This is a genomic window from Ruegeria aquimaris (assembly GCF_025751555.1).
Taxonomy (GTDB): Bacteria; Pseudomonadota; Alphaproteobacteria; order Rhodobacterales; family Rhodobacteraceae; genus Ruegeria_B; species Ruegeria_B aquimaris.
Genome location: NZ_JAOWLB010000002.1, coordinates 358,335 through 369,987 on the forward strand (window position 1 = coordinate 358,335; position 11,653 = coordinate 369,987).

Sequence of the window (11,653 nt, forward strand, 5' to 3'; positions counted from 1 at the left end):
TGCGGATCAGTCGAATTCGGGTTCGTCCCGGTTCAGGTCGCGAATGGCAATCGCGGTGTCCTGCGCCTTGCTCAGCGTCCACCGGATGCGCGTCGCATACTCCATTGCGCGCCCGGATAGAACGATCTGTTTTGTCGCGCGCGGCTTCAGGCGGGTTTTTTCAAGGTAAACACTTGGCTCCAAAGATAATTTATGTTTGCCATCATGACGGAAAACCCAGATCTCACCGCTTTTCAACGCCATTGAGACCGCCGCGCCACCCAAATCCACCGCTGCATCGACCTCGGGATGCAGATGCAGACGAATATCGAATCCCACTCCGGACAGCACCGAGGCGTCCATGGCGTTGTCAAATCGCCGCTTGGCGGCGTCGTCCATGGCCAGCAGCATATCTTCACCAGCCAGACTGCGCCCATCATGGCTCAGGTCCAGGGTACGCGCATGGGTCAGGCCAAACACCCGCGCAAACCCGTCATGGCCACCCTGAAACCGAGACGTATCCATGGTTTCAGAGGTTTCCACCGGCACCTGGCTCGGCCCATCTATCAGCGCCTCGCGCTCCGAATTTTTGTCGGGATCACCCAATCTGGCACTTGAATAGCCGTCCAGACACAGCGTCGAGTGCGAAGGTGTCGCCCGCCCGGCGCGGCGCCATTCCAACCCGAAGCTGGAGCCGGAACCACAGTTCACGATCAGCGGCCTGCGCCCCGAAGTGAGTTCGAATGCCAGAGTAGAGGCATGCGCATTGTAAGATACCTCGCCGCGCGGCGGCGGACTGGCGTCGATGATCACGCTGGTCCGCCCCGCCGACAATCTGGCATAGCCCATCGACAGCCCTTCGGCATGGGTTGGCTTCACGCCACTGGCGGCCAAGGCGTGATCAAGCCGTCCTTCCAACCCACGGCCACCCCCGTGAAACCGCGCCAGTTGCCCGTCGGCATGGCGCAGGGCGCGCAGGGTCGGCGCGATCCGCTCGATCGCAGCGGTATGGGCGTGCGGCGCACCACGCCCTGCCTCGTGCAACGCGGCAGCGGCCCAGGTGAGCAAAGTGAAGACCTCGAGTAGTTCTTCGGGATTACGGGTGGGCAGGCCGCCTTCCTTGTCGATCTGGCTTTCGCAATCGCGGGCCAGCGCCCGCACCGCCGGATCTGCCAATTCTTCCAGCCCCTCCAGGGCAAGACCAGCATAGATCAGCCCGGTAAGCGCCTCGAACCGACCCAAACCCGGCTGTGCCGCCGGCCAGCGCTTGGACAGGAACCAGGTCTGTTGTGCCAGGGATCGGAAAAAGGCGCGGCTTTGTTCCGGTTCGGCGCCGCGCAACAGGAACAATGCGTGATTGATCCAGCGGATAACGCGCCGTCCGGCAAGCTCGGGGCTCCACCCCGGGCCACGCCCCCTGCCGTGCGTTTCGATCCAGCCCCACAACCAGCTCTGCGCTTTTTCGCGGGCACGGGGATCACCGACAGCCGCCAGATCGTCGAGCCAGGCGAACCCTTGCCTTTCGTCCTCGAAAGCGGCGTTTGGGGTCGCGACCTCCCACAGGCTGATGGTCGGCGATTCGACGAGATAGCCTGCGAACAGAAGATTGCCCGCCACAAGCTGCCGTCCACGGGCGAAAGATCCGACAGTGCGCGGTTCGGGCTGCGAAACAAAGCCCCGCACCGATTTCTGTCTCTGGCTCAGGCGCGCATAAAGACGGTTCTGGAACCGTGTCCATCCGTTTGCGATTTTATGCGACCCGGACATGCGCTCTGCCTCTCACGCTCTTTGGCGTTTGCGGCAGAGGATAGCGGCACAGTCGCCGCGAGTCACCGGTTATTCCGGCAAGTCGGACGCCTTGCGCAGGAGCGCCATATAGAACCCGTCCATCCCACCACGTTCGGGCCAGTAATCCGGGCGCAGGCGCAGGCCGCCTTCCTCGGTGATCCAGGCCGGATCGATGCCGGGCAGGTCCAGCGCGGCGCGGTCAACGGCCATATCGGGATAGAGCGTCAGCGCCTCCTCGACCTGCACCTCGCCCTCGTCCGGCAGCAGCGAGCACGTACAGAACACCATGCGCCCGCCGGGTTTCACCAGGGTCCAGGCATGGGCGATCATTTGTGTCTGCAACTCGATCAACGCCCCAAATTCGGAACCGTCCTTCGCCAAGGGCAGGTCGGGGTGACGCCGGATTGTGCCGGTGGCCGAACAGGGCGCATCCAGCAGCACCGCGTCATATTGGCCGCCCTGTTCCAGCACATCGCCCACCACCGTTTCGGCGCCCAGCCCGGTGCGGGCAAGGTTCTCGCGCACGCGGGCCATCCGACCTTCGGAGATATCGAGCGCGGTGACCCGCGCCCCCGCGGCGGCCAGTTGCATGGTCTTGCCCCCCGGCGCGGCACACAGGTCCAGCACGCTCTCGCCCGGTTGCGGGTCGAGCAGTCGCACCGGCAGCGCGGCGGCGGCATCCTGCACCCACCAATCCCCGGCGGCAAAGCCTGGCAATGTCGAGACCTGACCCGCATCATACAGGCGCACCGAACCGGTCGGGAGCACCTCGCCACCCGGCGCGGGCGCTCCGGGTTTCAGCGTCAGGTCAAGCGGCGCACCAGCAAAATGCGCCGCCTCCATCGCCGCAACGGCAGGCGCGCCCCAGGCCTGAACCAGCGGATCGCGCAGCCAGCGCGGCAGGCGCGGCACCCGCAGCCGCCCCCATGCCTCGGGCGCGTCAGCGGCCACCTTGCGCAGCACCGCGTTGACCAACCCCTTGAGCCGCCCGTGCCGACGCGAGCGGCCGATTATTTCGACCATGGAATGCACCACGCCATGCGCGGCCTCACCATGGGCCAGTTCGACCGTCCCCAACCGCAGCGCATTGCGCACACTCAGCGGTGGCGCCTTTTGCAGATGCGGTTTCAGCAGCCGGTCGGCACGTTCCAACCCACGCAGGGTGTCAAGCGTCAGCCGCTGGGCGCGGGCGCGTTCCTCGGGCGGCAACCGGTCCAGCGCCCCGGCGCCAAGACATTCGGACAACAGCCGCTCCTCGCCCAATATCTGGTCGAGCAGATAGATCGCGCTTTGCCGCGCCTGTGTCGCGCTGTCCGCCATGGGGTGCCTCGTCCGGTTGTGACCATCCGCCCGCATTGCCAAGGGCGGACGCGGGCGTGTATCAGGATAAAAGACCGAAAGGAACAGCAAAGCCATGAGCGAGCCGCGTACAGACTTGCCCCCCGCCGCCCAACGCGCCCTGGCCGAGGCCGAGGAACGCCGCCGCAAGGCCGAAGCCGAGGCCAAGCCGCTGCCCAAGGAACTGGGCGGGCGCGACGGGCCGGACCCGGCCCGTTATGGCGACTGGGAAAAAAAGGGCATCGCCATCGACTTCTGATTGTCGCGTTTCGGTTGCAACCCGGCGACCCAGACCGCACTCTCTGCCGCAAAGCAAGATTGGCCCAAGGGGCGACAGAGAGTTTTCATGGCCTTCAGACCTCCGCTGCAAACCGTCTCGACCGGCCTTGTCGTGGCCATCGTGGGGTTCTTCAGCTCTTTTCCCATCGTGTTGCAGGGTCTGGCGGGTGTAGGCGCCGATCCGGCGCAAGCCGCCTCGGGACTGATGTTCGCGGCGCTCTCCATGGGCCTTACCGGAATCGTTCTGAGCCTCTGGACCAAAGCCCCCGCTTCTGTCGCCTGGTCCACGCCGGGCGCCGCATTGCTGGCGGTGTCAGCGATGCCAGAAGACGGGTTTGGCGGGGCGGTGGCCGGGTTCATCATGGCGGGCGCTTTGACGGTGATCGCGGCCTGGTGGCGCCCGCTCAGCCGGTTGACCGCCTCAATCCCCGGCCCGATTGCCCAGGCCATGTTGGCCGGGGTTCTGTTTTCGCTCTGCCTGCGGCCGTTCCAGGCGCTGGCGGAAATCCCCTATCTCGCCCTGCCGATCCTGCTGACCTGGTTCATCGTCGGCCAGATCAGCCGCCCCTTTGCCGTGCCCGCTGCGGTAATCGCCGCGGCGCTGGTCGTCACCGTCAACGCGGGCTTTGACATTCCGGCGCCCGCAACGCTGGTCGCCGCGCCGGTCTGGGTCACCCCGGTCTTTTCGCTGGAGGCGCTGACCAATATCGCACTGCCACTTTTCATCGTCACCATGGCAACCCAGAACGTGCCCGGCCTGGCGGTGCTGCGCGCCTATGGCTATCAGCCGCGCCCGGCGCCGCTGGTGGCCGGGGTCGGCGCAGCCAGCATGCTGTCGGCGCCGTTTGGCTCTCCGGCCACCTGTCTGGCCGCGATCACCGCCGCCATGTGCGCCAACGAAGAGAGCCACCCGGACCCGACGCAGCGCTATTGGTCGGCGGTGATGGGCGGACTGTTCTATTGCGTGTTGGGCCTCTTCGCCGGGGTTATCGCCGGTTTTGCCGCTCTGGCACCCACGCTGGTTCTGGGAACGGTGGCAGGTGTGGCGCTGCTGGGTGTCTTTGCCGGATCGGCGCTGGCCGCGCTGGAAGAGCCCGATTGCCGCCAGGCCGCTGCTGTCACCTTTCTGATCACCGCCTCGGGCATCACCATTCTGGGTTTGAGCGCCGCGGTCTGGGGCCTGGTCATCGGCGGACTGATGCAGGCCATCACCCTGCGTCTGCGGCGACGCGCCTGAAATCCGGAACGGATCAATCTACGCGCAGGCGGAAATCGGCGAACTCACCCGCACCGCGATCCGACGTAAACCGGATCTTGCCGTCGCTCACGCGAACCTCCTGGCAATTGTAGCCAAGATCGCTGCCGCCCCAGATCAGGTCGCGGCAGAAATAACCATCTTGCCAAACCCAATTGCCTTCGACGGGCCAGGCGGCGCCGGTGCCCCTGATCTCTCCATCCGTGGTCACCTCGAGCCGGACAAGCGGCCGGGTCAGGGTCTTGCCCGCGACAAGGGCCCGAAAACTCTGAGCGTCCTCGACCCGGGCATATTCAGCAGCCGCAGGCGCGGCGAACAGGATCGAGCAAAGAAAAATCCGGGGTAACATCGCGAATCCTTCGTTTGATGTGCAGTCTTTCTACGCCCCGACCACACAACCGGATCACCCGCAGATTGCCGCGTGAAAGCTTTCGACAAGGGTTCGCATGCGTCGCCCACCAAGACGATCCGCTGGCCAGGTCAGCCAATAGCCGTCACGGGTTGGCATTTCCGACTGATCCAGCCTGCAGAGCCTCCCACTGTCCAAAGCAGCCCTTGCCAGCGGGATGGAGCCTAGCACCACGCCCAGACCCGCCTCGGCCGCCCCCAGCGCATGTTCCATCGAATCAACACTTAACCTTGTCGGCGCACCTTTGGTGTCCTCGCCAAACCGGGTCCACTCGCTCCATCCGGGTCTTTCGCCGCGCAGCTCGATCATGCCCGCAGACCAATCGACACCAGGGGCGGCCATCGGCGCCAGGACTTCGCCCGCGATCAGGCGCGCCTCTCGTCCCGGCCAGTTCCCCTTGCCATAGCGAACCTGAAGCCAGGTCCGTTCGTCATCGAAACTGGCCCTCTGCGCCACGGAATCCGTCACCAGCCGGACATCCGGGTTGCGCGTCAAGAACGGCCCGGCGCGAGCAACGACTAGCATTTGTACATGCGAAGGCAGGCCCGCTACCCGCAATTCACGCGGCGCCGTGCCGAACAGGTCCTCGGTATTGCGCTCCAGCGCTGTCAGACTCTCTTGCACCAGCGGAAGGTAGCTCTCCCCTTCGATGGTCAATGTGACACCACGCGGCCCCCGCACGAACAGTGCCCGCCCCAGCCAGGTCTCCAGATTCCCGATGCGCTGGCTGACTGCCGCCTGTGTCAGACCAAATTCGCGCGCCGCCGCCGCGAAACCGCCCAGCCTGCCAGCCGCTTCGAACACCCGCAACCAGTCCAGCGGCGGCAATCCAATACGTGCCTTTGCCATAGATTTTCCAACCCTAAGCCACAAGAAGGCATAGCTGTCTTGATGCCATTTGCTGCGGTATCTCTCAAGTCAGCAAATGCGCGACAAAGGAGAGTCCCCATGCTGCGCCAGGTCACCCATACCGACCAGATCGTTTCCCTGGAGTTTTCCGACGGCACAACTGCCCGGTTTCACGCCATCTGGCTGCGCGACAATGCGCTGGACCCGGACACCCGCGCGCCTGGCAACGGCCAGCGCCTGATCACAATCGGCGACATTCCGGCCGACCTGTCCATCAGCACCGCTTCTTTGGTCGGCGGCGCGCTGTCGGTGACCTTTCAGCCCGAGAACAAGACCGTCACCTATCCGGCCGACTGGCTGGCTGTGCATGCCTATGACCGGGATCACGACCACCCGATGGGCTGGACTGCTCCGGGCATCACCACCTGGGAAAACGGGATCGCCGCGCCCAGCGCCGACTGGGGCAGCATGCATACCAATCCGGCGATCAAGCGCGACTGGCTGGCGGCAGTGGCAGAATTCGGCTTTGCCCGGCTGACTGGCGGGCCCACCGAACCCGGCGCACTGCTCAAGGTGGCAGACCTCTTCGGGTATGTGCGGGAAACAAACTATGGGCGTTACTTCGAGGTGCGGACCGAGGTGAACCCCACCAACCTCGCCTATACCGGGCTGGGCCTTCAGGCTCATACCGACAACCCCTATCGCGACCCGGTGCCGACGCTGCAAATCCTCTATTGCCTGGAAAACAGCGCCGAGGGCGGCGACAGTATCGTCGTCGACGGCTTTCGCGCGGCAGAAAGGTTGCGGGATGCCAATCCCGAAGGGTTCGCGCTGCTCTGTGGCTATCCGGCCCGGTTCGAATACCGGGGCTCGGACGGGGTCTGTCTGCGCGCGCGGCGCCCGATGATCGAACTGTCCCCCGACGGCCAGATGATGGCGATCCGGTTCAACAACCGCTCGTCGGCCCCGTTCGTGGATATCCCCTTCGACAGGATGGAGGCCTATTACGCCGCCTATCGCCAGTTGGCGGAGTTCATCGACGACCCGGCGATGGGGGTCGCGTTCAAGCTGGAACCGGGCGAATGCTTCATCGTCGACAACACCCGCGTGTTGCACGCGCGCACCGGCTATTCCGGTGCCGGGTCACGCTGGCTGCAAGGCTGCTACGCCGACAAGGACGGATTGCTCTCGACCCTCGCCGCGATGGATGCGGTGCATCCGGAGGCGGCGGAATGAAACCGGATTTCACAAGTCTGGATCACGGCAACATCGTGGCCTTCCTCGCCGATATCTTCGCCCGCCGCGGTGGCGAGGAATATCTCGGCGAACCGGTGACCATGGCCCAGCACATGCTGCAGGGCGCGACCATCGCCGAACAGAACGGCTTGCCCGAGGAAATCATCGTCGGCGCGCTCCTGCACGATATCGGGCATTTCACCTCGGAATTCGGCACCTACCACCCCGCAGACACCGAGGACCGCCACCACGAGGATGCAGGCGAGGCGGTGCTGGCGCCGTTCTTCCCGCCGGTGATCACCGATTGTGTCAAGTACCACGTGGCGGCCAAACGCTATCTCTGCGCCACCCGGCCCGAGTATTTCGCGCGCCTGTCGCCCGCCTCGGTCCATACGCTGCAATTGCAGGGCGGCCCGATGAGCGCCGAAGAGGTGGCGGAATTCGAGACCAACCCGAACCTCAAGGCGATCATCCAGGTCCGCTATCTGGACGAGGCTGGCAAGCGCGCGGACATGGAAACCCCAGGATTCGACCATTTCGCGCCGATGGTTCAGCGCATGGTCGACAGGCATCTCGGGATAGGCTGACCGCAGACTGGGGGCCAGCCCCCAGACCCCCGGAGTATTTCCGACCAGAAAGAAGCAGACAGACCTGCCGCTTCTTTCTGGTTCAAAATACTCCCGCCGGAGGCGTCCGCCCTCGCCGCAGGCCGAACCTTTGGCGAAAGCGCCTTGCGGTCAAGGGCAGTTACTCGGTGGCCCAGCCACCGACGGCCTTGACTTCGAGGAAGTCCTCCAGCCCCCAGACTCCCCCCTCGCGGCCCTTGCCGGATTGCTTCATCCCGCCGAAGGGCGACCCGGCCGAGCGCGACTTGCCGTTCATTTCGACCATGCCCGACCGCAGGACACGGGCCATGCGGTTGGCGCGGGCGCCATCCTGCGTCTGGACATAGTTGGTCAGGCCATAGGGCGTGTCATTGGCAATCTCGATGGCTTCCTCTTCGGTGTCGAAGGGAATCATGGTCAGGACCGGGCCAAAGATTTCCTCGCGCGCGATGGTCATCTGGTTGTTGGCATCCGCGAACACGGTCGGGCGCACGAAATAGCCTTTGTTGAACCCTTCTGGACGGCCAAGCCCACCCGCGACCAACCGCGCGCCTTCGTCGATGCCCTTCTGGATCAGACCCTGGATCTTGTTCCACTGAAGCTCGTTGACGACCGGACCGATATGGCGGCCTTCGTCAAGCGCATTGCCAACAGTGACGCTCTTGGCGACTTCTGCTGCGGTCTCCACCGCCTGATCGTAGATCGGGCGTTGCACCAGCATCCGGCTGGGCGCGTTACAGCTCTGGCCAGTGTTGTTCATCATGTGCAGGACGCCACGCTTGACCGCCTTGTCATCGGCATCGGCAAAGATCACGTTGGCACCCTTGCCGCCCAGTTCCAGATGCACCTTTTTCAGCGTTTCGGCGGCGTTCTTGGAAATGGCGATACCGGCACGGGTCGACCCGGTGAAGCTGACCATATCCACATCCGGGTGGCCGGAGAGTTGCGAACCGACACCAACGCCGTCACCGTTCACGAGGTTGAAGACACCGGCCGGGAAGCCCGCCTCGTCCATCAACTCGGCAAAGACCATGGCGTTGAGCGGACTTTGCTCGGACGGTTTCAGGATCATCGTGCATCCGGCGATCGCGGCCGCGCCCACCTTGAGCGTGACCTGGTTCATCGGCCAGTTCCAGGGCGTGATCAGCGCCGCAACGCCCACCGCCTCATAGATGATCCGGTCATTCGGCGCATGATCGCCCAAGGGGCGTTCGAATTCAAAGTTCTTGGCCGCCGTCAGGAAGTTCTTGAGGTGCCAAATGCCGGCGCCGACCTGCTGGGTGCGCGACATGTCAATAGGTGCACCCATTTCCAGCGACATCGCCTGTGCCAGATCCTCGCCCCGACGGCTGTAGACCTCCACCAGCTTCTCGACCAGGGCAATACGTTCGGCAACCGGGGTCGCCATCCAGGCAGGAAAGGCAGCCTTGGCAGCTGCGACAGCAGCGTTGGTATCAGCCTCGGAGCCCAGCGAGATAACGGCGCACGGCTCTTCGGTCGATGGGTTGATCACATGGAAATCATTGGCGACGGCAGGCGCGACCCATTTGCCGTTGATATAGAACTCGCGTTTCTCAAGCATGTCTGCCTCTCCTGATCAGGCTGTTTTCGACCGGTCGGTCGGGAATCGCAGGTACTTTGTCACTCTACCCTGACAACGACAAGAGGGAGGGTGAATAATTTGATCAAATTATGGAATCACGGGTCATGGCCGGTATCGGCGGCGGCACCTTGTCACGGGTATGTAACCCCGGCGCGGCACTGACTAGATTGGCGACAGACGACTCGCTTTTGTATCAAAGGAGAAAGCCATGGGCTTGCGCATCAACGATATCGTTCCCGACTTTACCGCCGAGACGGACAAGGGCACGATCAGCTTTCACGACTGGATCGGCGACAGCTGGGCTATCCTGTTCTCGCATCCCAAGGACTTCACCCCGGTCTGCACCACCGAATTCGGCGCCGTCGCGCAACTGGCCGATGAATGGGCCAAGCGCAATACCAAGGTAATCGGCGTGTCCGTCGACGGGGTCGAGGATCACAAGAAATGGAAAGGCGACATCGAGAGCTTTGCCGGCACCAGCGCCGGTTTCCCGATCATCGCCGACGAGGGGCTGGCAGTGTCCAAGGCCTTTGACATGTTGCCTGCCGACGCCTATCTACCCGACGGGCGCACCCCCGCAGACAGCGCCACGGTCCGCTCGGTCTTCATCATCAGCCCTGACAAGAAGCTGCAACTGTCGATGACATATCCCATGTCGGTCGGGCGCAACTTTGCCGAGGTGCTGCGCGCGCTGGACGGGTTGCAGCGCACCTATCAGCAGCCGCTGGCCACCCCCGCCAACTGGCAGACCGGCCAGGACGTGATCGTCGCACTGGCGCTGGACAATGCCGCCGCCGAAAAGAAATACGGTGCGCTGGACATCAAACTGCCCTATCTGCGGTTTGCGAAAAACCCGGGCTAAGCCCATCGCGGGCGCGGGGTGACCTGCGCCCGCCAACCAAGAAAGACGCATGCCATGGCCTCTTTGAAACGCTGGCTCGACCTGCGCCGCAACCCCTGGAAGGCCGAGCATTATGCCGGGCTCAAGGCCTGGCGCGCCGACAACGCGCTGCAGACCCGGTTTTATACCTATGACGACCTCCCCCCGGACGCGGTGGTTCTGGATGTCGGCGGTTTCGAGGGCGGCTGGGCCGACCGCGTTCTTGCCGTTCAACCCAAGGCACAGGTGCACGTGTTCGAACCCCACCCTCGCTTTGCCAGCGCGCTGCGGTCGAAATTCGCGGAGCGGCCGAATGTCATGGTGCATGATTTCGCCATGGGCGGGGCCGAGGGTACCCTGACGCTCAGCGACGATGGCGATGCCTCCTCGGCCTTTGGCGGTCAGGGCGGCGCTCTCTCGGCACCAGTGCGCCCTGTCGGCGCGGTCTTTGACGAGTTGGCGCTGGAGCGGGTCGATCTGATGAAGGTCAATATCGAGGGCGGCGAATACGATCTGCTGCCCGCCCTGCTGGACAGCGGGCTGATGCACCGCATCGCGCGGCTTCAGGTTCAGTTTCACCTGTTCGAACCGGCTTTGATCGAGACCCGCGCGGCGATCTGCGCGCGGCTGGCGGAAACCCATGACTGCGCCTGGTGCTACCCGTTCATCTGGGAGGAATGGCGCCTGCGCTGAGGTGCCCTCAACCCCGTGACAACCGCCGCACCGCCGCGCGATAGCGCGCGCGATGCCATTCGCGGGTCAGCCGCTCGGAAAGGCTCTTTTTCGCGCCGATGGTGCTGCCGCCGATGGCCCCGGTCCGGTCGCTCAGGCCCGACGGGCTGATCACCCCCAGCCGCAGTCCGGTATGCCAATGCATTTGCAGGAAGGTGTCCACCGGCCGGTCAAACGGTTCGGTCAGGGCCAGCAGCCGTTCCGCCGCCCAGCGCGCCACCAGCTGGCCCGAGGTGCGCAGCGGAGTCAGTTCAGGCTGCATCAGAACGGATTGCCCTTGCTGATCTATCGCGGGCGCGGTCACCGGACGGGTTTGAAACTGGATATAGCCCATCTGCGCCACATGGCGCTGCGCCAGCGCCAGCGCTTCATCAAACCCTGCCTCCAGCGCCATGTCATCCTCGATGATCAGCGCGGCCTCGGCGTGACTTTCCATCAACCGGGTCCAGGCGGCGCGGTGGCTCAGGAAACAGCCGATCTCGCCCGGGCGCAGATCAAAGGGATAGACGGGTTGCAGAATCCCGGACCGAAAGGCCCGGTCCCGCGCCTCTGGCGCCAGCGCCGCACCATCGACGGCAGGCAACAGCGCGGCATACGGCAGTTGCTCCACCAGCGTCTCAGCTTGCGCGCGCCGGTCCTTGGCGCGTTCCAGATGAATGACGAAACCGATCAGATCCATGCCGGACCTCCTTGTCGCCGC

12 protein-coding genes are annotated in these 11,653 nt (G+C 64.3%); 6 read left to right on the forward strand and 6 right to left on the reverse strand.

From position 1 onward, the window contains the following. Positions 1 to 6: 6 nt before the first annotated feature. Positions 7 to 1,746: a heparinase II/III family protein gene (locus OE747_RS04515; protein ID WP_263827409.1), complete on the reverse strand. Its 1,740-nt coding sequence runs from the start codon at positions 1,744 to 1,746 to the stop codon at positions 7 to 9. Positions 1,747 to 1,815: 69 nt separating this feature from the next. Beyond that, positions 1,816 to 3,087, reverse strand: coding sequence for an RsmB/NOP family class I SAM-dependent RNA methyltransferase (locus OE747_RS04520; protein ID WP_263827410.1), 1,272 nt, complete (start codon positions 3,085 to 3,087; stop codon positions 1,816 to 1,818). A 94-nt stretch (positions 3,088 to 3,181) separates the two neighbouring features. Here OE747_RS04520 and OE747_RS04525 point away from each other — a divergent pair, with 94 nt between their 5' ends. Both OE747_RS04525 and OE747_RS04530 read left to right on the forward strand, forming a co-directional pair. Further along, positions 3,182 to 3,364: a DUF1674 domain-containing protein gene (locus tag OE747_RS04525; protein ID WP_234144378.1), complete on the forward strand. Its 183-nt coding sequence runs from the start codon at positions 3,182 to 3,184 to the stop codon at positions 3,362 to 3,364. 87 nt (positions 3,365 to 3,451) lie between these two features. Then, positions 3,452 to 4,621, forward strand: a complete 1,170-nt coding sequence (locus OE747_RS04530) for a benzoate/H(+) symporter BenE family transporter (protein WP_263827411.1) — start codon at positions 3,452 to 3,454, stop codon at positions 4,619 to 4,621. A 13-nt stretch (positions 4,622 to 4,634) separates the two neighbouring features. Here the strand turns inward: OE747_RS04530 and OE747_RS04535 are convergent, their stop codons facing one another. Both OE747_RS04535 and OE747_RS04540 read right to left on the reverse strand, forming a co-directional pair. Further along, entirely contained in the window at positions 4,635 to 4,988 is a 354-nt protein-coding gene (locus tag OE747_RS04535) for a dihydrodipicolinate reductase (protein ID WP_263827412.1), read from the reverse strand. A gap of 54 nt (positions 4,989 to 5,042) precedes the next feature. Then, positions 5,043 to 5,897 carry a LysR family transcriptional regulator gene (locus OE747_RS04540; protein ID WP_263827413.1) on the reverse strand — a complete coding sequence of 285 codons (855 nt, stop codon included), beginning with the start codon at positions 5,895 to 5,897 and terminating at the stop codon, positions 5,043 to 5,045. 99 nt (positions 5,898 to 5,996) lie between these two features. Between OE747_RS04540 and tmpA the strand changes: the two genes are divergently transcribed. Next, positions 5,997 to 7,133 carry a 2-trimethylaminoethylphosphonate dioxygenase gene (tmpA, locus tag OE747_RS04545; RefSeq protein WP_263827414.1) on the forward strand — a complete coding sequence of 379 codons (1,137 nt, stop codon included), beginning with the start codon at positions 5,997 to 5,999 and terminating at the stop codon, positions 7,131 to 7,133. Continuing rightward, positions 7,130 to 7,720: a (R)-1-hydroxy-2-trimethylaminoethylphosphonate oxygenase gene (tmpB, locus tag OE747_RS04550; protein WP_263827415.1), complete on the forward strand. Its 591-nt coding sequence runs from the start codon at positions 7,130 to 7,132 to the stop codon at positions 7,718 to 7,720. Before tmpA ends, tmpB begins: the two co-directional genes overlap by 4 nt. A 160-nt stretch (positions 7,721 to 7,880) precedes the next feature. On the opposite strand, the gene OE747_RS04555 is transcribed toward tmpB, so the two are convergent. Further along, complete coding sequence (locus OE747_RS04555) at positions 7,881 to 9,320, reverse strand: aldehyde dehydrogenase family protein (RefSeq protein ID WP_263827416.1); 1,440 nt, start codon at positions 9,318 to 9,320, stop codon at positions 7,881 to 7,883. A 229-nt stretch (positions 9,321 to 9,549) separates the two neighbouring features. On the opposite strand from OE747_RS04555, the gene OE747_RS04560 reads away from it, so the two are divergent. Together OE747_RS04560 and OE747_RS04565 are read left to right on the forward strand one after the other, a co-directional pair. Then, positions 9,550 to 10,203, forward strand: a complete 654-nt coding sequence (locus tag OE747_RS04560; RefSeq protein WP_263827417.1) for a peroxiredoxin — start codon at positions 9,550 to 9,552, stop codon at positions 10,201 to 10,203. A 54-nt stretch (positions 10,204 to 10,257) separates the two neighbouring features. Next, the gene (locus OE747_RS04565; protein ID WP_263827418.1) at positions 10,258 to 10,914 is read left to right on the forward strand and encodes an FkbM family methyltransferase; all 657 of its coding nucleotides are present in this window, start codon (positions 10,258 to 10,260) and stop codon (positions 10,912 to 10,914) included. Between the two features lie 7 nt (positions 10,915 to 10,921). Here the strand turns inward: OE747_RS04565 and OE747_RS04570 are convergent, their stop codons facing one another. Next, positions 10,922 to 11,632, reverse strand: a complete 711-nt coding sequence (locus tag OE747_RS04570; protein WP_263827419.1) for a glycosyltransferase family 25 protein — start codon at positions 11,630 to 11,632, stop codon at positions 10,922 to 10,924. Positions 11,633 to 11,653 lie beyond the last annotated feature (21 nt).